This window comes from Sapientia aquatica (assembly GCF_004358105.1).
Classification (GTDB): domain Bacteria; phylum Pseudomonadota; class Gammaproteobacteria; order Burkholderiales; family Burkholderiaceae_D; genus Solimicrobium; species Solimicrobium aquaticum.
The window spans coordinates 159,553-184,944 of record NZ_SMYL01000007.1; the positions used below are offsets into that span (position 1 = coordinate 159,553).

The 25,392-nt window shown below is 48.9% G+C and carries 22 protein-coding genes; 10 read left to right on the plus strand and 12 right to left on the minus strand.

What is annotated here, in order from left to right:
* The 9 genes from E2I14_RS13895 to E2I14_RS13935 all read left to right on the plus strand — a co-directional run bounded on the left by E2I14_RS13895 (nucleotide 1) and on the right by E2I14_RS13935 (nucleotide 11,371).
* Nucleotides 1–1,575, plus strand: a complete 1,575-nt coding sequence (locus tag E2I14_RS13895) for a sigma-54-dependent transcriptional regulator (RefSeq protein WP_133329553.1) — start codon at nucleotides 1–3, stop codon at nucleotides 1,573–1,575.
* An 18-nt stretch (nucleotides 1,576–1,593) separates the two neighbouring features.
* A complete protein-coding gene (ampD, locus tag E2I14_RS13900) occupies nucleotides 1,594–2,223 on the plus strand; it encodes a 1,6-anhydro-N-acetylmuramyl-L-alanine amidase AmpD (protein WP_133329555.1) in 630 nt (209 codons plus the stop codon).
* Nucleotides 2,224–2,682: 459 nt separating this feature from the next.
* Nucleotides 2,683–5,604, plus strand: a complete 2,922-nt coding sequence (locus E2I14_RS13905) for a ribonucleoside-diphosphate reductase subunit alpha (RefSeq protein WP_133329557.1) — start codon at nucleotides 2,683–2,685, stop codon at nucleotides 5,602–5,604.
* Between the two features lie 141 nt (nucleotides 5,605–5,745).
* Nucleotides 5,746–6,936: a ribonucleotide-diphosphate reductase subunit beta gene (locus E2I14_RS13910; protein WP_133329559.1), complete on the plus strand. Its 1,191-nt coding sequence runs from the start codon at nucleotides 5,746–5,748 to the stop codon at nucleotides 6,934–6,936.
* A gap of 69 nt (nucleotides 6,937–7,005) precedes the next feature.
* Nucleotides 7,006–7,227: a hypothetical protein gene (locus tag E2I14_RS13915; protein WP_133329561.1), complete on the plus strand. Its 222-nt coding sequence runs from the start codon at nucleotides 7,006–7,008 to the stop codon at nucleotides 7,225–7,227.
* 464 nt (nucleotides 7,228–7,691) lie between these two features.
* Nucleotides 7,692–8,528 (plus strand): transcriptional regulator, encoded by an 837-nt coding sequence (locus tag E2I14_RS19325; RefSeq protein ID WP_165967837.1) that lies wholly within the window; start codon nucleotides 7,692–7,694, stop codon nucleotides 8,526–8,528.
* A 230-nt stretch (nucleotides 8,529–8,758) separates the two neighbouring features.
* Nucleotides 8,759–9,313: a YggT family protein gene (locus E2I14_RS13925; RefSeq protein ID WP_133329563.1), complete on the plus strand. Its 555-nt coding sequence runs from the start codon at nucleotides 8,759–8,761 to the stop codon at nucleotides 9,311–9,313.
* A 363-nt stretch (nucleotides 9,314–9,676) separates the two neighbouring features.
* Complete coding sequence (locus tag E2I14_RS13930; protein WP_319945935.1) at nucleotides 9,677–10,090, plus strand: type 2 periplasmic-binding domain-containing protein; 414 nt, start codon at nucleotides 9,677–9,679, stop codon at nucleotides 10,088–10,090.
* A gap of 90 nt (nucleotides 10,091–10,180) precedes the next feature.
* Nucleotides 10,181–11,371: a hypothetical protein gene (locus E2I14_RS13935; protein ID WP_227544741.1), complete on the plus strand. Its 1,191-nt coding sequence runs from the start codon at nucleotides 10,181–10,183 to the stop codon at nucleotides 11,369–11,371.
* 98 nt (nucleotides 11,372–11,469) lie between these two features.
* Here E2I14_RS13935 and E2I14_RS13940 read toward each other — a convergent pair whose 3' ends face one another.
* The 8 genes from E2I14_RS13940 to aroQ all read right to left on the minus strand — a co-directional run bounded on the left by E2I14_RS13940 (nucleotide 11,470) and on the right by aroQ (nucleotide 19,416).
* Nucleotides 11,470–12,312 (minus strand): isopenicillin N synthase family dioxygenase, encoded by an 843-nt coding sequence (locus tag E2I14_RS13940; RefSeq protein ID WP_133329565.1) that lies wholly within the window; start codon nucleotides 12,310–12,312, stop codon nucleotides 11,470–11,472.
* A 17-nt stretch (nucleotides 12,313–12,329) separates the two neighbouring features.
* Nucleotides 12,330–13,331, minus strand: a complete 1,002-nt coding sequence (locus tag E2I14_RS13945) for a nucleoside hydrolase (protein WP_133329567.1) — start codon at nucleotides 13,329–13,331, stop codon at nucleotides 12,330–12,332.
* Between the two features lie 48 nt (nucleotides 13,332–13,379).
* Nucleotides 13,380–14,324 carry a ribokinase gene (rbsK, locus tag E2I14_RS13950; RefSeq protein WP_133329569.1) on the minus strand — a complete coding sequence of 315 codons (945 nt, stop codon included), beginning with the start codon at nucleotides 14,322–14,324 and terminating at the stop codon, nucleotides 13,380–13,382.
* 175 nt (nucleotides 14,325–14,499) lie between these two features.
* Nucleotides 14,500–15,936, minus strand: a complete 1,437-nt coding sequence (locus E2I14_RS13955; protein WP_133329571.1) for a DUF3426 domain-containing protein — start codon at nucleotides 15,934–15,936, stop codon at nucleotides 14,500–14,502.
* Nucleotides 15,937–15,951: 15 nt separating this feature from the next.
* A complete protein-coding gene (prmA, locus tag E2I14_RS13960; RefSeq protein WP_133329573.1) occupies nucleotides 15,952–16,857 on the minus strand; it encodes a 50S ribosomal protein L11 methyltransferase in 906 nt (301 codons plus the stop codon).
* Between the two features lie 53 nt (nucleotides 16,858–16,910).
* The gene (accC, locus tag E2I14_RS13965) at nucleotides 16,911–18,284 is read right to left on the minus strand and encodes an acetyl-CoA carboxylase biotin carboxylase subunit (RefSeq protein WP_133329575.1); all 1,374 of its coding nucleotides are present in this window, start codon (nucleotides 18,282–18,284) and stop codon (nucleotides 16,911–16,913) included.
* Nucleotides 18,285–18,426: 142 nt separating this feature from the next.
* The gene (gene accB / locus E2I14_RS13970) at nucleotides 18,427–18,900 is read right to left on the minus strand and encodes an acetyl-CoA carboxylase biotin carboxyl carrier protein (RefSeq protein WP_133329577.1); all 474 of its coding nucleotides are present in this window, start codon (nucleotides 18,898–18,900) and stop codon (nucleotides 18,427–18,429) included.
* Nucleotides 18,901–18,978: 78 nt separating this feature from the next.
* Nucleotides 18,979–19,416 (minus strand): type II 3-dehydroquinate dehydratase, encoded by a 438-nt coding sequence (gene aroQ / locus E2I14_RS13975; protein ID WP_133329579.1) that lies wholly within the window; start codon nucleotides 19,414–19,416, stop codon nucleotides 18,979–18,981.
* Between the two features lie 543 nt (nucleotides 19,417–19,959).
* On the opposite strand from aroQ, the gene E2I14_RS13980 reads away from it, so the two are divergent.
* A complete protein-coding gene (locus tag E2I14_RS13980) occupies nucleotides 19,960–20,574 on the plus strand; it encodes a fimbrial protein (protein WP_133329581.1) in 615 nt (204 codons plus the stop codon).
* Nucleotides 20,575–20,655: 81 nt separating this feature from the next.
* On the opposite strand, the gene mtgA is transcribed toward E2I14_RS13980, so the two are convergent.
* The 4 genes from mtgA to E2I14_RS14000 form a co-directional block, all read right to left on the minus strand.
* Entirely contained in the window at nucleotides 20,656–21,342 is a 687-nt protein-coding gene (gene mtgA, locus E2I14_RS13985; protein WP_406675712.1) for a monofunctional biosynthetic peptidoglycan transglycosylase, read from the minus strand.
* Nucleotides 21,339–22,151 carry a shikimate dehydrogenase gene (gene aroE, locus E2I14_RS13990; protein ID WP_133329583.1) on the minus strand — a complete coding sequence of 271 codons (813 nt, stop codon included), beginning with the start codon at nucleotides 22,149–22,151 and terminating at the stop codon, nucleotides 21,339–21,341. The genes mtgA and aroE overlap by 4 nt, the downstream gene beginning before the upstream one ends.
* On the minus strand, nucleotides 22,148–23,044 hold the full coding sequence (locus tag E2I14_RS13995; RefSeq protein ID WP_227544742.1) for a TonB C-terminal domain-containing protein: 897 nt from the start codon (nucleotides 23,042–23,044) through the stop codon (nucleotides 22,148–22,150). Before E2I14_RS13995 ends, aroE begins: the two co-directional genes overlap by 4 nt.
* Before the next feature lie 218 nt (nucleotides 23,045–23,262).
* Nucleotides 23,263–25,362, minus strand: coding sequence for a ribonuclease catalytic domain-containing protein (locus tag E2I14_RS14000; RefSeq protein ID WP_133329585.1), 2,100 nt, complete (start codon nucleotides 25,360–25,362; stop codon nucleotides 23,263–23,265).
* Nucleotides 25,363–25,392 lie beyond the last annotated feature (30 nt).

The window sequence follows — 25,392 nt, forward strand, 5'->3', positions numbered from 1 at the left end:
ATGAATCAAACCAAACCACCGTTTCAGGCCTTAGCCTCAACCGCCCCACGCATCTTGGTGGTCGATGATGAGGCGCACATCCGTGAATTATTAGAAATTACCTTTATTAAAATGGGGATGGATGTCGATAGCGCCGAGAATTTAGCCCAAGCGCGGGAGTATTTCGCGCACTATTCTTACTCCTTGGTCTTGACCGATATGCGTTTGCCAGATGGATTGGGTTTGGAATTGGTCGAGGAAGTCGCGCAAAGCGGCAAAAATACACCGATCGCCGTGATTACGGCATTTGGTAGTACCGATAACGCTGTCGTCGCGCTCAAAGCAGGCGCGTTCGATTATGTGTCGAAACCGGTCGCCTTGGACCAATTAAGAAAGCTGGTTAATTCGGCGCTGCAGGTTAGTCAAATTAAAAGCGCATCGGCTCAAATTGCGGTCGTCACGTCCAAGCTGTTAGGGCAATCGCAAGCCATCCAAGAGTTACGGCAGCAAATCGCCCGATTAGCGCGCAGCATGGCACCGGTTTCTATTTGCGGTGAATCGGGCAGCGGTAAAGAGCTGGCGGCGCGCGAAATTCATGCACAGAGCGCGCGCGCCAATAAGCCGTTTGTCGCCGTCAACTGTGGCGCCATCCCCGAAGCGCTAATGGAAGCGGAATTTTTTGGCTACCGCAAAGGCGCGTTCACTGGCGCTACCGAAGAGCGTGACGGTTTTTTTCAAGCAGCTAATGGCGGAACCTTAATGCTAGACGAAGTGGCGGATTTGCCATTAGCCATGCAGGTCAAATTATTGCGCGCCATTCAAGAGCGCGCGGTACGCAAAATTGGTGCCACAGCCGAGGAAGCGGTGGATGTACGCATCATCAGCGCGACCCATCAAAATTTGGAAGAGTGCGTCGCCAATAAACGTTTCCGGCAGGATTTGTATTACCGCTTGAACGTGATTGAGCTTAAATTGCCGGCTCTGCGCGAACGCTTGGACGACGTGCCGATGTTATCGGCTGGGATTTTGCACCGGCTTTCCGGCAAGCCCGTCGTATTGGCACCCGATGCGCTTGCTGCACTGCTGGCCTATGATTTTCCTGGGAATGTACGCGAGTTAGAAAATATTCTTGAACGCGCACTGGCGTTTGCTGGTGACGGCGTCGTTGAGTTGGCCGATTTAGCCTTAAAGCCCTCAAAAACTCCGTCGAGTTCTGCAGCGACCGCCGCTCCGGTCGTCCTAGATTTAGCGCTTGATCCACGCGCTGAGATAGTTGAGCCCAACGTTGAGCGCAGCGCGGCCGCGAGTGCTGCACCATCCTCGGCTCCCGCCGCGCCTGATTCTGCTGAAATCAATTCCACGGCCGATTCCAAAATTGATTCTGGGACCAAGCTACTGCCGACACTGGCGTTTGATGGTTCCGGCGATTTACCGAAATCGTTACCGGCTTATTTGGAGCAGGTTGAGCGGGAAATTATTTTGCGTGCCTTACAAAAAACCCGCTACAACAAAACTCAAGCGGCGGAATTGCTGGGCGTGAGCTTCCGTCAGTTGCGTTATCAAATTCAAAAATTAAAAATTGATGAAGCCGAATAGCCTAGTTTGCCGCGTTCTATGACCAACTCTTTACATCCCACTATTTCTTCCATTGCCAACGGCTGGCTGGCGTCCGCTCAGCGGCAAGATTCGCCGAATTTTGATGCTCGCCCAGTCGATTGTGTGCCGGATTTGCTGGTAATTCACGCGATTAGTTTACCTTTGGGCGTGTTCTCGAATGCGATGCCGGCTCCGTCTTATGTAGAGCAATTATTTTTAAACACCATCGACACTGCCGCGCATAGCGAGTTTGCCTCACTGGCTGGACTGACTGTCTCAGCCCATTTTTTCATCCGACGCGATGGCAGTTTGGTGCAGTTTGTGAGCGCAGACGAGCGCGCTTGGCATGCTGGCGTGTCGCAATTTGCGGGGCGCGAACGCTGCAATGATTTTTCGATAGGGATTGAGCTTGAAGGCTCTGATTTTGTGCCTTTTGAACAGCAGCAGTACGACACCTTGAGTTCACTTACCGCTGCTTTAGTGAGTCACTATCCGATTCGAAATATTGTTGGACACCAAGATATTGCCCCGACCCGAAAGACCGATCCCGGTCCATTTTTTGATTGGTTCAAGTATCAACTTTCCCTCCAAAACTCCTTCCCGTTAGTGCTTGCTAACGCTGCGCTACGCTTTCGCGCTACTAGTTAAAAAAGTCAATTCCCGGTTCACAGAAATTGCAAATTTTCTGCAACAGTATTTTAAAAAAATCAGTTGCATTGTCGAATACAGAGCACTAGAATTAGTCGAAATTATGAATCGACTCACTAGATATAGTGTTTTTTGATCGGTTGTCCGGCAACTGATTAATTACTATAAAACGGGAAGATCTGGCGAGATTAAGCATAATTTGTCAATGTAATTTGTTGGGTCGTAGTGAAATCCCTAGTGGTGATTTGGTGGCTAATTGGGTTGATGTGTTGGTAGATATTTGAGTGGATAGTCGAACCAGATATTAGCCAGTGAATTAAACCAAACACGCCGCCCATGTCCCAACAACGTTGATTAAGTCCGAGTTCCGAGTAACACCGTATTTCCAAAAAATTAATTATAAAATCGAATGGCACATTACCGAATGTGCCGTTTTTCATCACTGTCTCTGGAGGCTAAATGCACTCTTCAATTGAAATTCCAACTTCGTCATCATCCCATCCAACACAGAGCACTCCTGTTGGAATTAACCCTTTAGAGCCAAATAACTCCTTCGCTGAATATCGCATCATTCGTCGTAATGGCGCCGTGGTCAGCTTCGAGCCGTCCAAGATCGCCATTGCGATGACCAAAGCATTTTTGGCTGTTGGCGGCGGACAAGGCGCTGCATCCGCGCGCGTGCGCGAGTTGGTTGAGCAATTAACCTCAGCGGCGGTGTCAGCTTTGATGCGACGTCAACCAAATGGCGGCACCTTCCATATTGAAGACGTACAAGATCAAGTTGAATTAGCGTTGATGCGTTCCGGCGAACACGATGTGGCACGTGCTTATGTGCTGTACCGTTTTAAACGCATGGAAGAGCGCCGCGTTCAACAAGAAACTAGTCATCCGGCCGAACATTCAGAGCACCAATTGCAAGTCTTAGTCGATGGTAAGAGCCAGCCATTAGACGTGCAACAAGTGCGTAACCTGATCAACGCCGCTTGCGTGGGTCTGACAAACTTAGTCGATTCCGAAGCGATTCTGGCTGAGACATTAAAAAATCTGTACCACAACGTGCCGGTAGAAGAACTGTATAAGTCTGCTATTTTGGCCGCCCGCGCCATGATGGAAAAAGAACCGGCTTACACGCAAGTGACTGCCCGTTTGTTGTTACACACAATTCGTCGCGAAGTCTTCGGTCAAGAAGTTTCCCAACAAAACGCCGCTGCCCGTTATGTAACGTATTTCCCAGAATTCATTCAAAAAGGTATTAAGGCTGAATTGTTGGATGCGCGTTTAGCTGAATACGATTTGGCTAAATTAGCGCAAGCCTTGGTTGCTGATCGTGATTTGCAATTCGGTTATTTGGGTTTGCAAACTTTGTACGATCGCTATTTCTTGCACATCGAAGGCAGCCATATCGAATTGCCGCAAGTCTTCTTCATGCGCGTAGCCATGGGCTTGGCTTTGAACGAAGCCGATCGCACCGGTCGCGCTATTGAGTTCTACAACTTGTTGTCCAGGTTCGATTTCATGAGCTCAACACCAACCCTGTTCAACTCAGGTACTTTGCGTTCCCAATTGTCGTCTTGCTATTTGACGACCGTGTCCGATGACTTGGAAGGCATCTACGAAGCGATCAAAGAAAACGCATTGCTGGCTAAATACGCTGGTGGTTTGGGTAACGACTGGACGCCAGTGCGTTCCTTAGGCGCCCACATCAAAGGCACTAACGGTAAATCACAAGGCGTGGTGCCGTTCTTAAAAGTAGTCAATGACACAGCGGTAGCGGTCAATCAAGGTGGTAAACGTAAAGGTGCCGTTTGTGCTTACCTCGAAACCTGGCACATGGACGTGGAAGAATTCTTGGAATTGCGTAAAAACACCGGTGACGATCGCCGTCGTACGCATGACATGAACACTTCTAACTGGATTCCAGACCTGTTTATGAAGCGCGTGATGGAGAAAGGCGAATGGACTTTGTTCTCGCCATCCGACGTTCCTGATCTGCACGAAAAATTCGGTCGCGCATTTGAAACCGCGTACCTAGGCTACGAAGCCAAAGCAGCCCGCGGCGAAATCAAAATCTTTAAAAAAGTACAAGCCTTAGACTTGTGGCGCAAGATGTTGTCGATGTTGTTTGAAACTGGCCATCCTTGGATTACCTTCAAAGACCCATGCAACATTCGCTCACCGCAGCAACACGTCGGCGTGGTTCACTCGTCTAACTTGTGTACTGAAATCACGTTAAATACCAATGACTCTGAAATCGCGGTATGTAATTTAGGCTCAGTCAATTTGCCAGCCCACATGAAAGATGGCAAATTGGATCACGTTAAATTGCAAAAAACAGTACGCACAGCGATGCGCATGTTGGATAACGTGATCGACATTAACTACTACGCCGTGAAAAAAGCGCGTGATTCGAACTTGAAACACCGTCCAGTCGGCATGGGTATCATGGGTTTTCAAGATTGCTTACACATGATTCGCACATCGTATGCGTCTAAAGAAGCCGTTCAATTTGCCGATACGTCGATGGAAGCGGTGTGCTACTACGCGTATTTAGCGTCCACTGAGTTGGCCGAAGAACGTGGTACTTACTCAAGCTATCGCGGTTCATTGTGGGATCGCGGCATCCTGCCGCAAGACTCCTTGAAACTGTTGGCCGAAGAACGCGGCGGTTATTTGGATGTCGATACGACCGAAACAATGGACTGGAGCATTGTCCGTAATCGTATCAAGCAATTTGGTATGCGTAACTCCAACTGCGTGGCAATTGCACCGACTGCGACCATTTCTAACATTATTAATGTGTCAGCTTGTATCGAACCGACTTACCAAAACTTGTATGTTAAATCGAACTTGTCCGGCGAATTCACCGAAATCAACGAATACCTAGTACGTGATTTGAAAGCTCGCGGCATGTGGGATGAAGTCATGATCTCGGATTTGAAATACTTCGACGGTAGCTTGGCGAAGATCGATCGTATCCCAGCCGACTTGCGTGAACTCTACGCGACCGCCTTCGAAGTGGACACGATGTGGATCATCGAAGCGGCATCACGCCGTCAAAAATGGATCGACCAAGCGCAATCGTTAAACATCTACATGGCTGGCGCGTCCGGTAAGAAATTGGATGAAACCTACAAAGCCGCTTGGTTGCGTGGTTTGAAAACAACTTACTACCTGCGTACCATCGGTGCGACCCACACTGAAAAATCAACCACCAAAACCGGTGCATTGAACGCCGTGGCGGTGGACGGCGCGCAAGGTTCGATGATGAGTTCGGCTGGCCCAGCCACTAACGGTGCGGCAGCAGCTCCTGAAACCGACGGTCCAGCATGTATGTTGCGTCCAGGCGATGCCGGCTTTGAAGAATGCGAAGCCTGTCAATAAATTAGTAGTCAGTAAGCTGAGACGGGATAACGAGTGCGTTCTATCTTGTCTCAGCCCAGCGCTTAAATGTCTCACCAATTAATCACCAATTAATTACCAACTTAATAAATAAGCTGGTCAGTATCAAACAAAGGAATGAACATGCTCTCTTGGGATGATGAAGTAACTAGCGCCGCGCCAGCACCAGTGCGCGCAACGCCACCCGCCGTATCGATTCCACCTAGCCCAGTACCCGCCATGCGCGCTCCTGAGCAGGTATTTGCGCCGCCAGTGGCACCAAGCGCCGAACAGCCAGTCGCTGAAGAACAACTCGCTCGCCGCGTCAATGCGGCTGACAAGCGCATCATTAACGGCACTACCGACGTGAATCAGTTAGTGCCGTTCAAGTACAAATGGGCGTGGGACAAATACTTGGCCGGTTGCGCCAATCACTGGATGCCGCAAGAAATTAATATGCAGCGCGATATCGAGCTGTGGAAGAATCCAAACGGTTTGACTCCGGACGAACGCCGCTTGGTCATGCGTAATTTGGGTTTTTTTGTTACCGCCGATTCGCTGGCAGCTAACAATATCGTCTTGGGTACCTACCGCCACATCACCGCACCAGAATGCCGCCAATACTTATTACGTCAAGCGTTCGAAGAAGCGATTCACACCCACGCTTACCAATATATTGTTGAATCCTTAGGTTTGGATGAAGCCGAAGTCTTTAACGCCTACCACGAAGTCGCCTCGATTCGTGACAAGGACGAGTTCCTGATTCCGTTCATTGACGCGCTGACCAATCCTGAATTCAAAACCGGCACGCCAGAGACCGATCAAACGCTGCTCAAGTCGTTAATCGTGTTTGCCTGCTTGATGGAAGGTCTGTTCTTCTACGTTGGTTTCACCCAAATTTTGGCGTTAGGTCGTCAAAATAAGATGATGGGCGCGGCAGAACAATACCAATACATCTTGCGCGATGAATCCATGCACTGCAATTTCGGTATCGATTTGATCAACACGATCAAGATGGAAAATCCGCATTTGTGGACTGCTGAATTCCGCGAAGAGATCAAAGCGTTGTTTTTACACGCCGTTGAGTTGGAGTACCGCTACGCCGAAGACACCATGCCACGCGGTGTACTCGGTTTGAATGCCCCAATGTTCAAAGGCTACTTGCGCTTTATCGCTAATCGTCGCGCGCAACAGATCGGATTGGAAGCATTATTCCCGAACGAAGAAAATCCATTCCCATGGATGAGCGAAATGATTGATCTGAAAAAAGAGCGTAACTTCTTCGAGACACGCGTCATCGAATATCAAACTGGCGGCGCGTTGAGTTGGGAATAAATTGGATTTGACTTCGCGTTGAAGTGGATTAAACTTCACGCGATTTCAAAACTAATCAGCAGAATTTTTTTGAGTGGCGATTTTTTTGAGCGCGAAAACGTTTTAAAAAAGCGTCAAAAAAAAGCAGCGCGAATATTTTTTTTCTGTTTTTTCAAAAAAAATCATCACATTCTTAAAAAAAAGTTTTACTATTCGGAAATTGCAGCGTATTTTGATAGATATAAAAATCGGATTCAAAAATACGCTGCAAAAAAAAGCACCGAACAAAAAGGGATTAGAAGTAAAAAGTAAGTTGGGAAGACGACAGTCAAAATAAAAATAACAAAGAAACTGGACAAGCAAGCGAGGCCATCATAAACAACAATGAACATACAAATCTCAATTTTAGAATTTGCCGCCCTGCCTAATTAATAGGCATAGCGGCTTTTTGCTTTGTTCATTCGGTTTGTTTTACAAATACTTTCCTACATGAGTCCGATGACTGATGTAGGGCGATTCTGACAGTAGTCGGCAAATTCCGGAGCAAATGCTTGCTCGCGATCGATATCTGCTGGCAGAAAAGCCGAAGTGTCAAACTGCATAGAGAAACCTTGGCAGCAGTTTGGCAGGTGCCCAATTCATTAGCGTATACGCAGCACGGGTTTGCGCCGATGAATAATCCGCTTTAATCATTGCTTTTTAGAAGTGCGTGATGGCTAAAACGGGTTTTAATCTTGTGTATGTGTTTCTTTCCAACTTTAAGTGAAGGACAAAAAATGTCTACAGCATCTAAACCAGCAAAGAAAGCAGCCGCTCCTAAAAAAGCCGCCGCTCCTAAAAAACCAGTAGCAGCTAAAGCCGCCGCTAAACCAGTTGTTAAAGCCGCCGCTAAACCAGCAGCTAAACCAGCAGCGAAAAAAGTAGCCGCTAAACCAGCAGCAAAAGCAGCTGTTAAAAAAGTAGCCGCTAAGCCAGCCGCAAAAGCAGCAGCTAAGCCAGCAGCTAAACCAGCAGCGAAAAAAGTAGCAGCTAAACCAGCAGCAAAAGCAGCTGTTAAAAAAGTAGCCGCTAAGCCAGCAGCGAAAAAAGTAGCCGCTAAGCCAGCAGCAAAAGCAGCTGTTAAAAAAGTAGCCGCTAAACCAGCAGCGAAAAAAGCCGCCGCTAAGCCAGCAGCAAAAGCAGCTGTTAAAAAAGTAGCCGCTAAGCCAGCAGCGAAAAAAGCAGCAGCTAAGCCAGCAGCAAAAGCAGCTGTTAAAAAAGTAGCCGCTAAACCAGCAGCGAAAAAAGCCGCCGCTAAGCCAGCAGCAAAAAAAGCAGCAGCTAAGCCAGCAGCGAAAGTAGCCGCTAAACCAGCAGCGAAAAAAGCAGCCGCTAAACCAGCCGCAAAAAAAGCAGCAGCTAAGCCAGCAGCGAAAGCAGCAGCTAAGCCAGCAGCGAAAGCAGCAGCTAAGCCAGCAGCGAAAGCAGCCGCTAAACCAGCCGCGAAGAAACCAGCCGCAAAAAAAGCGGCGGCTAAGCCAGCCGCAAAACCGGCCGAAGCTAAAGAAGCTAACAGCGTGATTGCCCCAACAGCAGCTTGGCCATTCCCGACAGCGACTCCACGCCCACAATAAGCGTTTAGTTGATGTCGCCTGATTTAGGTCAGGACGCAAACCTGCTATGTAGCGATGCATAGCAGGTTTTTTTACGCCCTAATCGAGACCAGCGGTGGCCACAGACACCATGAATCGCCTCGACATAAATTGTTCTGAAGGCCGTTAAAAATGGCATCTACTCGTTATACTACCGACTTCGTTTGTGCTATTTGCCGCAAGCTCATGTGATATTGCCCAAGGAGTTAATTTTGCTATACAACCTGTTTAGTCTAGTGCTCGATACCGTTACTGGTTTATTTGCGGGCGTGTTGCTGCTGCGATTTTGGATGCAAATTGTCCGCGTGCGGCCACCGCAACCGGTTGCTCAATTTACCTTTCAGCTAACCGATTGGTTGGTCAAGCCGATGCGGCGCGTGATTCCCGGTGTGGGTGGGTTTGACTGGGCCAGCTTTGTCGGTGCGTACTTGATAGCGCTGCTATGTACGGCGATCAAGGTCTGGATTTTATTGACGACGTTGCCTAGCGCCGTTTTTCTACTGGCCTTAATCAGTGTGGCGCAGTGGATTATTTATGGTTGGACCGCGTTATTAATCTTGGAAGTGATTTTTAGTTGGGTTAATCCGCATGCGCCATTAGCGCCGTTTGTCCGCGCATTGAATGATCCGTTGTTGAAGCCGATTCGTCAGATCGTGCCTTTGTTGGGTGGCTTGGATATTTCACCGATGATCCTGTTTTTGCTATTGCAGGTGGCCAGTAAGGCGTTGATGTATGTTTCTGGGTCGTTCGGTTCTTTGCTCATTTAACCAAGTCTTGGCTAGCCGTTGCTTCGCCGCGGCGTCGGGTTGCAAACTATAACTTACCCAAAGGTTAGTTAGCGCTCGATTTCTTATCCGATTTCCTCCTACTTGAACTCCTTTATCCCACCGTTAGCGTAGATGCGCTAACGGTGCCGGCCTTTCTCTGTCATGTCGGTTTGCTTGGATGTCACTGTTGAATTGACTCGAATTTACATTTGTGGTTTTCCGGTGTGCTTGGGCCTAAATAATTGGTATTTTTATTTTTACGTACTAGCCTTAAATAAGGTGTCGGCGTTTTTATCCTTGTTATTCCTGCGCCGAGTCGATGTCATTGATTCTCAATTCAAGTGCTGTAGTTAGGGGAGGCAAATGATGAAAAAGAGTATTACTGGGCTAATTATTAGTCTGTCACTTTGTGTGATTTACAACCCAGTTTGGGCTGATTTTGTGGTGGTCGTCAATCCCAAGAGTCCAACGACTGCTATCTCCAAAGATCAAATTGCCCAATATTTTTTAGGCAATACCAGCACTTTTACACCTATCGATTTGGCCGAAGGTTCACCAATTCGGGTTGAGTTCTATAAGACCATTACTGACAAAGACCCTTCGCAGGTGCGAGCTATTTGGTCTAAGTTAGTGTTCACTGGCAAAGCTAAACCACCGAAACAATTTAGCTCCAGTGATGAAGTCAAAAAGCAGGTGGGTAGCGATATTAATGCTATCGGTTACATCGAAAAGGCGGCGGTTGATTCGACTGTCAGAGTTATCTATCCAGCTAATTGACCTGCCATAAAAGAGGCCAACACGATGAATACCAGAATCAAACCAAACGTCAGCCAAGCCGACCATTCCGCGCAACGAGGAGCTCTAAAAATGAACAGAATTATGTCATTCTTGGTGTTGCTACTAATTTTACTGTTTCATCCTTTCGTCCATGCGATTGACTTAGATGACAGTGGCTCGTTTACCGCCACCGGATTTTACGATTTAACGGGTGCCAAAGTGCTCAGTGGTTCAGCACAGGGCAGCAGTGCCGCTTGGATGTATCAACAATGGCATTGCCCATGCACGATTCAGAATTGGGAATATGTTGGGGTGTACGAAAAAAGCAAAGGCTTTCAGATCGATCAAGAATCGCTAGTTGGTGTGCAATTGCGTAAAGAATTTACACCGAATTTCTCCGTCACCGGCCAATTTGTAATGCGCGCACAAAATCCTAATAATGGGTCTAGCCCGTCGGTAGATTGGCTGTATGCCTCGTGGAGTCCGAGTGCCGATTCGCCCATTACGGTGCAAGCAGGGCGGTTGCGGATTCCTCTGTATTACTACAGCGACTATTTATATATTGGCTATTCCTATCCTTGGGTGAGGCCGCCGCCAGATGTGTATGGTTGGCCAATTTATGCCTATGACGGTGCAAATATTAGCTACCACACCCAATTGGGATCGTCCGCTTGGTCGATGAACGCCAGTGCGTGGGTGGGTAAATTTAAACAGACCTATGACGCCTATGACTCATTAATTTATAACGCTGCGCCAACCACCGAAACATGGGATCACATGGTGGGCGGTTATGTTTCTGCCACCAATAGTATTTTTGACGTACGTGCGATGGTGATGAAGTACCGCGATACGACTGAAATTTATTACACCGGCACACCGACAACTGGAGTGAGCAACTTATTCACTCGGATTGAAGGTTTATCGGCCAATATGGATTATGAGAATTGGTTGGTGCGCGCTGAAATTGATCGCTATCAGCAAGTCAGCGCTGCAGTGAATATCGACAATATTTATAAATATAATTTGTTTGGCGTAGGTTACAAATGGGGCGATTTCACACCGATGATTACCCATTCTCAATACACGACTGTTGCGCAAAATCCTGCATTGCTCCAATTTATTGAAGCGCAAAGTACTAATTCATTAGTGGTGCGATGGGATTTCCGCGCTAACACGGCGTTGAAGGTGCAATACGATGACAATAAGGATAAGTCAAAATACCCGTATCCTTTCTTCGGTGATTCCCGATTATTGTCGGTATCGTTGCAAGGGACTTTCTAGCTTAGTAGATCAGAGTTGCAAGGTTGGGATTGGTTAGGCGTTGTTCAAATGCTGAGCCAATCCCATTGTTTTTGCCCGCAATGAACGTTGCGGCGGGACTATTTTTTCATTCCCAATTCAGTCAAGCGCTCGTCGAGATAGGATTGCGCTGTGTAGCGTTTGGACAGCACCACGTCTGGCCGAGGATGCAAAAATAGGGGCAACGAAACGCGCGACTGGGTAGCAGCCACGCCGCTAGGGTTGAGTACCCGATGTACCGTCGATGGGTAGTAACCGTTGGACGCCTCATCGAGCATGTCGCCGATATTGACGATCAACATCCCAAAATCGCAGGGCACATCGTGCCACTGCCCGTCTTTGGCAATCACTTGCAGTCCGGCTTGGGTGGCTGCGGGCAGGATGGTGAGCAAATTAATGTCGCCGTGCGCGGCGGCGCGCACAGCGCCCGGATCTTCGTCACCTTGTAATGGCGGATAGTGCAATACGCGCAGCAGGGTTTGCTCTGAGTGGCGAATCATGTCAGGCAAAGGCATGGAATAGGCCGCCTGAATGTCAGGTGGGGTAAAGCGTTCCACCCATTCTAATAATTCGCCCGCCAAGGCCGAACCTTGTTGGTAATAGGTGCGAGCAGCATCGGAGACTTCGGTTGGAAAACGTCCGTGCGGGTAAATATGAAAAAACTCTTTTAAATCCTTTTTGCTAAATCCTTTGGCGGTTTCAGAGACTTGCGGTGAAAAGTAGCCATCAAATTTAACCGGATCAAACGGGTAATTAAATTTAGCGGAGCTGTTAAAAAAGGCTAACCACTCCGCATAAATGTGTTCGACCAAGGCTTGCGACAACGGATGATGCGTTAATACCCCAAAGCCGGTCTGATGCAAGCTGGCACAAAACTCTTGCGCGGCGTTGGGGGAACGGTAATCAACGGGTTGGATTAGCATTGCTTGGTTGCCGTCAATTAGCTCACGATTAATGGAGTTTTTAACCAATCACCACCTAAGGTGGTTTCGATTAAGTTGATACAGCCTTCCACATCGACTTGCATACAGGCGCGTGTTACTGGTTTCTCTGGTTCCCAACCCGGTTGTGGGTAGAACAACTTACCGTGTCGGTCCATCATAGTTTGTCCGTTGCCAAAGCCTTCTTTGGCGACGCGGATGCGGCCTTCTTGGGTTTGGAATAATTCCGGCGCGACTAAATAAACAAACGCTAAAACGTCATGGCCGAAACACGCGTGTCCGAGTTCTGGGCGAATCGCGCCATAAAAATTGCAATAAAAATGTACCGCATGACGCAAGGTCGTCATTGCTAAATGCTGATTGTGTTTGTTTGCTAAAGCATCAAAAAAGCTTGATGGCAAGACCACGCGATGCGTCACATCCAATCCAACCATGGTTAAATTCCAGCCCGCGGTAAAGACTAAATCGGCTGCATCAGGATCATTCCAAACGTTGGCTTCAGCAACTGGCGACACGTTGCCCGGCTCAATTACGGTACCAGCCATTAACACCACTTGCTTTAATAGCTTAGGCAAATTGGGTTCCAGTTTTAAGGCCAGACCAAGATTGGCTAAGGGCGCCACCGCGACCAAGGTAATTTCACCCGGATGTTGACGTGCCATGTTGACGATGTATTCGGCGGCGCTGCAAGATTCGGCGTGTGCGTTGATGGTGCTGCGTGACGGCAGGTTGCCTAAACCGTCATCACCGTGAATAAAGCCCGGTGGTGTGCCCGGTGCTTTGGCCAGCGGAACCAGCGCGCCGCCTGCAACCGGAATATCGTAACCAGCGATGCGGGTTAAATACAGCGCATTTTCGGTGGCTTGTTGAACGGTGACGTTACCAAAAATCGAGGTGATTCCAAGGACGTCGATATCTGGGTGAGCTAGTGCAAAGTACAATGCCATTGCGTCGTCCACGCCTGGGTCGGTATCAAAGATAACTTTATGTTTGGCTGCCATGTTGAGTCCTTGGTCAAAGTGAATCGATTTAAATGTGGTGGCGCTATTTTAGCGGGATTGATTATTCTGCGCTGCTTTGAAGTGTTCCAACTCAGTGCGATTAGGGATGGAACTCTGCGCGCCCAATTTAGTGACCGTCAACGCAGCGCAATATTGGGCTTCTTCAATCGCTGCGTGCAAAGCTAATCCTTGACCAATCGCGTGGGCAAATGCGCCAACAAATGTGTCGCCTGCTGCCGTAGTGTCGATGGCCTTCACTTTTAAGGCTGGAAAATGTTCACTGGGCTGCGTCGCTTTGGTCGCGCAAACGCCGTGTTCGCCCATAGTCAGCAATACACATCGCACGCCTTGGGACAATAACTGGCGGGAAGCGCTCTGCGCGCTGCTTAAATCGGTGACGGGGATTTGGCTGAGTTGCCCGGCTTCGGTCTCGTTGACCACCAGATAATCAATCTTGCCCAACAAACCAACTGGTAATTCAATCACTGGTGCCGGATTGAAAACAACTTTTACGCCATGCGCATGCGCTAAATGAATGGCGGCCTCTACCGTATCTAACGGGGTTTCACATTGGCAGATTAATAAATCCGCTTCGGTGATTGCAGACCTAGCTTGTTCGATATGTTGCGGTGAAAGCTTGGCGTTCGCGCCGGGTGCGATCACGATGATATTTTGTGCGCGATCATCCACCATGATTCCAGCCACGCCCGTGGCGCAGTCGGCGATGATGCTGATGTGATCGGTCTTGATCTGATCGGCTTGCAGACCGTGCAATGATTGCTGACCGTAAGCGTCATCGCCCACGCAAGCAATCATCGTTGTTTTAGCGCCTTGCCTAGCAGCGGCGACGGCTTGATTGGCGCCTTTGCCGCCCGCGATTTGCACAAACTGGTGTCCAGTGATTGTTTCGCCGGTTACAGGGATGCGCGGCGTGCGGAAGACCAAATCCATATTAATACTGCCAACGACGGTGATCTTGGGAGATGGCGACATGACGATTCTTTCGTAACGGGGGTTTGGCGGGTAGGGCGTTGGACTTAATTTAGCAGCTTGATACAAGACTGCTAAAATGAATTTAATTGGCGCGGTCAGCAAATGCTAGGCAAGCTTGGAGTGTAAGCATCGACTTGCCGGTGCAATTTCTGTTCCGCGCTGAGGCGATTTAATCTTAGGGATAAAAAATCGCGACCACAAAATCCGACGCTTTTAACTGCGCAACTTCAAAGTACATTTTGACAGATTGCTCTTGATTGGCTTGGAATCCCGTTTGTATGTCACGCGCGTTGGCGAGGTAATCGGCGGGCGTAAAGACGCGGCGCAAGATCGCTTGTTTTTGCGTGTTTTTTAACGTCAATTCAATATTGGGCCATTGTTGCGGCAGATTGCTGCGGTTGTGCAGCAGCATGCTTAATTCAAACGTATTGTCATGCGGTAGCGAATGCAGCTCGTCGGCTTCGTAGCTGAGCGCATCAATTTGCGCAGGCAGTTTTATTTTGCATTGGGCGTAGCTGCATAGCGTAACTAAAGTATCTTTGCTAGCCGGATACATCGCGGCGATCAGATCGCGGAATTGGTAGGTTGCCTGACCAATTAACAGCAATAACATGCAGACTGTGCCGGCGCTGAGCAGCAAAAGTGTTCGTTTTTTATTCTTGGCTTGGCGAATAAAGCGCAGTTGGTCAATGTTGTCCAAGTCGTCTTCGCCATTGCTTTCCGAATCGCTCAGCGCACCTTCTTGTTGCGCGTAATCTAACAGCACATCGTCGGCTACTCGCGGCGTATTATGGGTTTCGTCAAATTCGCTGAAAGCCGGCGCAACGACAATCGTTTCGTCGTGCTTGCTGGTTGCGGCAGGACTCGGAGCGGAATACAACGAAGGTTCAATAGCCGTAAAGCCAGGCAGAGCGGACAATTCACTCGACTCGCTATTTTTAGCTAACAGCTCACCTTGCAGATCGGCATCTAACAAGGCTTGCACCTCCGCTTCCAATTGTGCCTTGGTGCGTGAGCCGATTGTTCCAATGATGGAATCGACCGAATTGCTAAACGAAGTCGCAGGGTCAGGTTCGGCCACTAGCTGGGGTTCGACGCGGTGAGAAAAATCGGACGCCGAAAGTGAAGAAACAGCCGTCGAGTCGAGTGCTGGTGCCGAGGCGATTCCGGGTAGGTCAAACTCAAGATCGTCAACGCTGATTTCTTTGGCTGCAGTTGCCGGAGTCGGAACAGCGATAGCTTCGTGTTGCGCTGGAACGGGCGTGCTTGGTTGTCGAATAAGCGGCGCTGAAGACTCAGCTGCGGATTGCGCGGGGCTTGTTGCTTCTACAGCGGCAGGTACAACTGGTTTAGCTGGTGTTGTTGCAGGAACATGGACAGGATTCGGCGCAGGAGTTGGTGCAGAAATTGCTGCTGATGCCGGTACCGAACTTGCACTCGCAAGGGCCGAGACCGGCGTGGTCAAACTTGGATTAGTGCCCGCCAGATGTTCGATGCCATTAAAAATTTGTTGGCAAACCCCACAACGAACTAAGCCTGCTTGTAACTTGAGCTGGTCGTTAGCGACGCGAAAGGTGGTTTTGCAATGAGGGCATTTAGTGGCTAACAGCATCGTGTTTAATGTCGGCTAAATGGAGTCTGAACTTGGTCGCGTACCATGCAAAGCAACCCAACCGTCGCGTTCTTGCCAAACAGTGAGTTCAATGAAAGGTGCGTAGGCGGCGGCCACTTCGTCCGCTTGACGCTCTAAAACGCCCGATAAAACCAGGCTGCCGCCTGCGGCAACTTTGGCTGACAACATCGGAGCCATGAGTTTAAGTGGGTTGGACAGGATATTGGCCACCACAACATCGTAGCTGCTAGTCGATACTTTATTCGGTAGGGAAAATTCAATCTCGCATTGATTACGCACGGCGTTGAATTCGGCAGACGTAATCGCTTGCGGATCAATATCAACGCCTTCGACTTTGCCTGCGCCCAGTTTTTTAGCGACCATCGCCAAAATACCGGAGCCGCAGCCGTAATCCATGACGGTTTTATTAATCGGCGCATGCGCTTCCAACCATTCCATGCACAGACGCGTGGTCGGATGGCTGCCGGTACCGAAGGCTAAACCAGGGTCAAGTTCCAACACGATGGCCGTCGGATCCGGCGCACTATGCCAGCTCGGCACCACCCAAATGCCTTTGCCGATCAACATCGGTTCAAATTGCGATTGAGTCAGGCGCACCCAGTCTTGGTCGGCTACCGAGCGCAAAGTATGGGGTGGAATAGGCATGCCGCAGTGATTGGCAGCGAGTTCGACTAATTCAGCGTGATTGAAATCGGTGGGAGTCAACGCCACCACGCGGCTGCGTTCCCAAGCGGATTCTTTGGGTTCCATGCCCGGTTCGCCAAACAGCGGTTGCTCAGCGTCCGTGCCTTCATCGGCATCTTCAACCGATACCGATAAGGCGCCGAACTCCATTAACGCATCCGAATAGTTTTCCGCTTGCGCCAATGCCACTTCAACCACGATTTCAATCCAACTCATGCACTTCCCTTTGATAAATTGCGTACTGCGTAGTCAACTTCTAATGTGACTGCTTATTTCTTCGATGCTTTGGCAGATAAATCCGGCTTTTCGGCCAGTTTATGTTCCAAATAGTGAATGTTGGTGCCGCCTTCGATGAAGCGAGCATCCACCATTAATTCACGGTGCAATGGGATGTTTGTTTGGATACCTTCGACCACCATTTCGGACAACGCAATTTGCATGCGGCGAATTGCTTGTTCGCGGTTAGCGCCATAGGCAATCACTTTACCGATCATGGAATCGTAATGGGGTGGCACAAAGTAGCCATCATAGGCATGGGAATCCACACGGATTCCAGGGCCACCGGGGACGTGCCAAGACGTGATTTTGCCCGGCGATGGAATAAATTTAAACGGGTCTTCAGCATTGATACGGCATTCGATGGCATGACCACGGAAGACGATGTCGCTCTGTTTAAAGCGTAATTTTTCGCCGGCAGCGATGCGGATTTGCTCTTGAACGATGTCGATGCCAGTGATCATTTCGGTCACAGGATGTTCAACTTGGACGCGGGTATTCATTTCGATGAAATAGAATTCGCCGTTTTCGTACAGGAATTCAAACGTACCAGCGCCGCGGTAGCCCATTTTGCGACAGGCTTCGGCGCAGCGTTCACCGATTTTTTCGATGATTTTGCGTGGGATATCCGGTGCTGGTGCTTCTTCTAACACTTTTTGATGACGACGCTGCATCGAGCAATCGCGTTCACCCAACCACACTGCATTGCCAAACGTATCAGCCAATACTTGAATTTCAACGTGGCGTGGATTTTCCAAGAATTTTTCCATATAGACTTCTGGATTACCAAATGCCGCGCCCGCTTCGGTTTTGGTCATCGTGACCGCATTGAGCAACGCTGCTTCGGTGTGCACCACGCGCATACCGCGTCCGCCACCGCCGCCCGCTGCTTTAATAATGACTGGGTAGCCAACTTTACGCGCTGTTTGGACGATGTCTTTTGGATTATCTGGCAAAGCGCCGTCTGAACCGGGAACGCATGGAACGCCAGCGATAATCATGGCTTGCTTGGCAGAGACTTTGTCGCCCATTAAGCGAATCGATTCGGAGCGCGGGCCGATAAAGACGAAACCGGATTGTTCTACCCGTTCAGCAAAATCAGCGTTTTCGGACAAAAATCCGTAGCCCGGATGAATAGCCTGGGCATCGGTCACTTCGGCTGCACTAATGATAGCGGGCATACTTAAATAGCTCAGTGACGATGGGGCAGGTCCGATACAAACGGATTCGTCAGCCAATTTAACGTATTTGGCTTCGCGATCGGCTTCGGAATGCACGACCACAGTTTTAATGCCCATTTCTCGGCACGCGCGCTGGATGCGCAATGCAATTTCGCCACGATTGGCAATTAGAATTTTTTCAAACATGGTATGTAATGACAATCTCAGGATAAAGCAGGTGGCCAGGAGCCTAGGTATGTCTCTGTGGCGCGACTCGTATAAGTGCTACCACAGCGACGGTATACAAAGCATTAGTGCGCAATGTGACTAGTGCAGAGTACTTTTAAGGCTACGCAACGACAAATAACGGCTGACCAAATTCTACTGGCTGACCATTTTCAACTAATATTTGTTTGATAACGCCAGAGAAATCGGATTCGATTTCATTCAACAACTTCATCGCTTCAATAATGCACAGTGTGTCGCCTTCTTTGACGGATGTGCCAATTTCAACAAATGCTGGATTGCCAGGAGACGAGGAGCGGTAGAACGTACCAACCATTGGAGATTTGACGATATGACCTGTTGGAACTTCGGCCACGGCGGCTGGGGCAGTGACCGGGGCAGCGGCTGGAGCTGGTGCGGAGCCGACGCCAAAATTGGCTTGCTGCATGGGTTGCTGCGGCATGTACATTACTTGTTGTGGTTGTTGCGCTGAAGCCTTAACGATGCGAACTTTCCCTTCGCCTTCTGTCACTTCGAGTTCAGAGATGTCTGACTCAGCAACCAAGTCGATCAGCGTTTTTAACTTACGTAAATCCATGTATTTCTCCATTTTGTCTTGGATATGTTTTTTCTGAATCGCCGCAATTATAAGGTAATTGGCAGCAGATAAAAGAATTTAATGTTTTTGCAGCGCAAAATCTATTGCTAAACGGTAACCTTCAGCGCCCAACCCACAGATCACACCCAGTGCGATTTCGGACAAAAAAGAATTGTGCCGAAAGGCTTCTCTTTGATGCACGTTGGAAATATGAACCTCAATAAAAGGAATCGCCACGCCCGCCAGCGCGTCTCGCAATGCGACGCTGGTGTGGGTCAATCCGCCAGGATTGATCACGATGAAATCGACATTGTGCTGTTTGGCAGCATGAATGCGATCAATTAAGACGCCTTCATGGTTGCTTTGGAGAAAGGATAATTCCGCACCTGCAGCCTTAGCCTGAGCTTGTGCCGCTTGTTCAATATCACTGAGGGTGGTGGAGCCATAGACCTGTGGTTCACGGGTGCCGAGTAAATTCAAATTCGGTCCATTTAACAGTAAGAGGTTTTTTGCCATTAATGAGTGTAAAAGATGGTTTTAAAAAGCAGAATAAAAATAAATCCGAGTCTTGCGCATGTTTCAAATAAGCAAGCATTAGACCGAATTTGAGCCAACTATCGAGTTCGTTTAATGACGATAGCGGCACTTTGCCACTTCAAAGACCGATTGGCAAGAAAAAAGACGTTAAAAATTACTATTAGGAAAGTGAAATTGCGATATTTATTATTATTTACATAATTTTTATTGATTTTAGGCAACAAAGTGATTGTTAATGCATTTAAATCTCTCAATCAATATTAGAGTTGAGGCCCTATTCTGTTTCGGTGCTTTTTATTATTTTTTATGCATTTTTTTGAATGGATAGGCCACTGCCAATCCGGCTCTAGACCGAAATGAGCTTGAAGTATTCGGGTTTAATTTGAGCAACAGGTGTTCGACGTCGTATTGACATAAATTGTGTAAAAAACACATCATTTTCCACTTTTAAATATGTTTTATTAAATTAGGTAGTTAAAATTGCAAATTAATTATTTTAATGGCAATTCAATGGGGGAGTAAATGAGAAGCTTATTGGGACTAGCTATGCTTATTTTTGGGACTACATTTTTCGCTGCGCCGGCGTTGCAAGCAAGCGAAATGGCGTTTTCGGGCGAAATTACCAACATCACCTGCTCGGTCAAAATAAACGGCATTGCCGGTCCGTTAGTCATCTACTTACCCACTGTAAAGGTGTCTGATTTGCCGACCCATAATTCAACGGCGGGTACGACGGAATTTATCGTTGAGCTGTATAACTGCTCTGAAATCTACCAAGGCTATGTGAAAGTGGCGAGTTTGCCGATAAAAGTGATGATTCCGGGTATCGCAGGTTACCCGGGCGGTCCGGGCAATCCAGCTCACTACCTTCCCAACATGGCAACGGTTAATGCCGCTAAAGGCGTGCATTTTTATTTGGAAGCGCAATACTGGGACGGATCGTGGGGCTCTATTTACGCGCCTTATGGAGACAAACTATTGGGCGTGTTGGTCGATCACTTTCGACCAGGTATGCGAGATATGGTCAAGAAGGGGCGAGTGTCGTATGTGCGTGATACTACGCCAGAAACTGGTAGCGTGGAGCTGGTGGCTGGAGTGGTTCAATCGGCAGTGCAATATTCATTGGTTTACGATTAATCCGGTGAATTTAGCGTTCAAAATACAAAAAAGCAGCTCAAAGGCTGCTTTTTTGATTCGGTGACCCAGAGCATAACGGGCTTACGGCAAAGTAGAAGATCCCATGCGTCGCACAATCAAATCGGTGCGTTTTTGTAAGTAGCTTGAGCCGCGATTAACATCGTAATAGCGCGGATTGGGCAACATCACTGCTAAGCGCGCCGCTTGGGCTGGGCTTAAGTTAGCCGCCGAAATCCCGTAATAATGGCGTGACGCGGCTTCTGCGCCATACACGCCATTGCCCCATTCGACCACATTCAAATAAATCTCAAAAATCCGCTCTTTATCCATGGCCGCTTCCAGCATAAAGGTAATGATGAATTCTTCCCCTTTGCGGATATAACTGCGCTGACCGGACAAAAACAAATTCTTGGCTAATTGCTGAGTAATGGTGGAGCCACCAGAAACGACGCGGCCTTTTTTGCTGTTCTTTTGGTAGGCCTTTTCCATCGCATTCCAGTCAATGCCATCGTGTTCTCTGAAATTAGCGTCTTCGGACGCGATAATGGCCCGTTTTAAATTATTGGAAATACGGTCGTAAGACACCCATTGTTTTTGCAACTGCGCGTCGGGTTTGGTTTCGCGAATAATGGCCAGTTGGTGGCGCATGAACGAGGTGGAGCTGGGATTATGGCTAGTCCACCACAGAATCAATGCAAAAAAGTAGCACTGAATCAGAATGAACAGCAGCACTAAGGCCAGCAAAATCCGTTTAATTAATTTCATCATGGGTGCTGCTTTAATAAAGCATCGGTAGCGGGCTTAACACCGCGCCACAGATAAAAAGCTTCGGCTGCTTGTTCGACTAGCATGCCCCAACCATCGCGGGTTGTCGCACCTTGCGCGGCGGCGTGCTGCATGAAGACCGTTGGCTGGTTGCCATACATCATGTCATAGGCGAAACAGTTGGGAGAGAATACGGATGCCGGAACAGGCGGCACTTCGGCGTTGATGCTGGCGGAAGTCGCGTTGATGATGAGGTCAAATGCGCCGTTGACCGCTTCAAACGAGCTAGCCAAGACGTTCCCAAAGGGTTGAAATTGCGTCGCTAATTCTTCTGCCCGCGCGACTGTGCGATTGGCAATGACGATTTGTGCGGGTTGGCATTCAAGTAAGGGAAGCAGCGCGCCACGTGCTGCTCCGCCAGCGCCCAAGAGCAAAATACGTTGACCAGTTAAATTAACGCCAGCGTTGTGCACAATATCGTTGACCAAGCCGCAACCGTCGGTGTTGTCACCAATAATGTGGCCTGTTTTAAAAAGTAGCGTATTGACCGCGCCAGCGGCTTTCGCGCGTGGAGTTAATTCCGTGCACAGGGCGAACGCTTGCAATTTAAATGGCAAGGTCACGTTTGCGCCTTTACCGCCTTGGGCGATAAATCCATTCACCGTTGTATCGAATTCATCTAACGGCGCAAGCAATGGTCGGTAATCCAAATTTTGCTGAGTTTGTTGCGCGAAATGGGTATGTAAAAATGGCGATTTGCTATGGGCAATCGGATTGCCGAGCACCACATAACGGTCTTTGCTTGAACTCATTTTGCTTTGCCTCCACCGCGTTCCGCGATGTCGGTGATGAGATCTAAATCGCGGGTAAATTTAAAGCGGGTAATCACAATCCATAAATCGTCTTTGTCGGTCGAGCGCATATTGGCGGGGAAATTACCAAACGGCGCGGAGCGGCGCACGATTTTGATGGCGGCGCGATCAAGTGCTTTATTGCCCGACGATTTCTCAATACGCGGGCCGCCTTCTTTTTCGTAAATCGTGCCGTCTTGGAAAATCGGAATATAGACGATCAATTCGCCATATAATTTCTCGCCATTTTTTTCGGGGAACTGCATGGTGCCAACGTCTTCAATCTTTTTCTGCATAGCCTTGTAATACATCGCATAGCCAACCGCCTTGGTGCTTGGCGTAATGAATGTTTTACGTGGGCGCTTGTTTTGATCTTCGATGGTTTGCGCGATCTCGGCCGCCATGCGGGTGATGGCTTTGTTGGTGTCAACTTCGTCGTCGCCGCTAATGACTGGCTTGGCAGTATCGTTTTTGCGCTTATCTAACACTGACGGCGTTTTAAAACTGGACTTGGTGTTGGCTTGCGAGAGCAAGTGGTTTTGCAGATTTTCTAATTCTTCAATGCGGCGCTGTTGCTTACGAATGGCGTCGCCGTCTTCGCTACTTTTTAAATCCGGAATCGGCGATTTGGCATGTCCATCGTCCGCATTGCCACCACCGTCTAAATTCGCTTGCGCCAAGGCTTGCGCTTTGACGGGCGCACGATCGTGTTTGGCATTGACGAGGATGACGTCTAAGCCCGGGTCGGTTGCCACCGGAGGCAGCGGAGCAGGGGCAACGAAATGAATCAGCAATAAAATGGCATGTGCTAAAACAGATGCAACTAGCGCGATGGTTAAGGTCTGGTTTCGCAAAATCGTGGTTCGCCTAAAAAACGCGTCAAATGAAGTTGAAAATAAGCTGAAAATAAGTTGAAAACGACGAACTTGATGCCGTGCAAAGTGCCTGAAGCGGTTTGCTGACTTCAAACTATTGCACTATGGCAAACTTTTTATAGTCTGTCAAAGCGCGAGTTTCAATTGCGCTTGAACTACCACAGTCATGGATTTGCCTAGTGCCCAAGTTTTCATTATCACGGCGTTGCTGCGTCGTCGCCAGCTGACTCCTGTGCTTGGGATTGGATGTTAGTCGCATCTGCGTCGGTGTTCAATTCAGTTTGCTCTAATTGTGCCTCGCTGGTGTGCTGCTCCTCCAAACCTTCCTCTTCTCCCTCGTCCTCATCATCGACGCCTGCATTGGAATCGGGGCTGGAAAGTAGCTCAAGGAAGCGCGCTTCAAACGATAAGCTGACTTCATCCCAGCCGATGACATCGAGTTTGACCTTGGAGCCGCGCTGCATGGACGGCAAGCCAGCCAAGCGTATCACTAATGGAATATCGACCAAGCGCAAGACGTCCTCTTTCACAACAACGGCTTCGACCTGCTTGGCGCGTTGCTCTTGCCATTCTTGGGCAAACCAACGCAAGCACCAATAGCGCTCCATCGTTGATTGGAAATCGTTATAGCCCGCATATAAAGCGTCAAAGGCCGACACAATCGCAAACAGCGTGGCGTCACGTGGTTTAAATGGCGCGACTAATGGAGCAGTTACGCCATGTTGAATGCACGCCATGATCTGCCATTGATTGACCAAATCGGTATAACGGCGCAGCGGCGATGTACTCCACGCATATTGATCTACGCCCAAATTATGATGAGGGGCCGCGTGGGTCAGCATTTTCACTTGCATCCGCGCCGCCCAGCCGCCGCTGCCTACACCTTGGCTGCGATAGATGCCGGGGATGCCGTGATCGGCCATCAATTTACCCCATGTGCTATTGGCAAAAATCATCAGCTCTGCAACGATTTTATCCAAAGGCGAGCCGCGTTTGCGCGCCACTATCGAGACCACATCGTCTTCGACATAGAAGTTGAAATCCATGCGATTGTTTTGCTCTGGCTTTAAGCCCCAAGCGGCACGTTTTTCCATGCGGCCTTGTTCCAATACCTGCGCCCATTTCCATAAAACGGCTAAATCGTCTTTATGCGGATAGTCGCCTTCATTGTTGGCCAAGGCTTCTTCGGTAACGATGTCGTCCAACGTGTTATTGCGCAAATTAGCCGAAATCGGCACTGCTTCAATTTTGCTCACTGTGCTAACAACCGACCAATCGGCTGGATTGACCGTGGCGTAGAGCGACACAGCAGGGCGGGCTTTGCCTTCTCCCAATGTGTACAGCTCAACCAATTCGTTGGGCAGCATCGTGATTTTGTCACCCGGCATATATACCGTGGACATGCGGCTGCGCGCAATTGCATCCACCGCGTCATCGCGATGAATAGCCAAGCCGGGCGCGGCAATATGGATACCGATTTGCAGCATGCCATCGGGCAGAGTTGTTACCGACAGGGCATCATCGATTTCGGTGGTATTAATATCGTCAATTGAAAACGCGGCCACATCGGCAACTGGCAAATCAGTTGGTAATTCAGGTGGCGCGATATTGGCCATTAAATGGCTAAAGCCGACGCCTTTAGGAAAATATTCAAATAGAAATTTCGAGAAATGCAAATCCTTGGCGCTGGCAATGCCGCCGGTAGAGAGCATTAAGCGCTCCGGCGTGGTTTGTAACTCTTGGCACGCAGCGGTCAGCGCTTTGTATTCCAGACTATTTTTATCCGGCTTGTAGAGTAACTGCTGCGCCATCGATTTCATGCTGATGGGCAGTTGGCCTGCTTTGAGTTGTTCCACATACTCAGCTTGCAGCAATGCTTGTTGCTTTTTCTTTTCAATGCCGGCTAAAGCGGCTTGGACTGATGCGGCGGGTGCGGCTTTATAGCGGCCACGGCCTTTTTTGTAAAAATAAAACGGTGCGCTGTGCAGGCGGAAAATCAAGCCGGCGTTCTGAGCTGGTGACAGCGCGGCGCCAAAATATTCCTTGCCTAAATCAGCGAAGCCGAATTCTTCTTCCCCTGCGACTTCCCACAAAAAATCCAAATCAATTTCGTCCGCAATGCTGTGCGCTTCTTTGATTAATTGTTCTGCGCTGGGTGCGGCGAATTGAATCAATACATCTTTGCTTTTTACTTTGCTGCGCTTGCCAGAGGGTAGCTCAACCTGAAACGAATCGGGTGTTTGTGACATCACCGAGCCAGCTTTAAAGTCACCAGATTCTTCAAAAAATACATTCATGGAGTACGTCGATTCTACAAAGGAGATTAA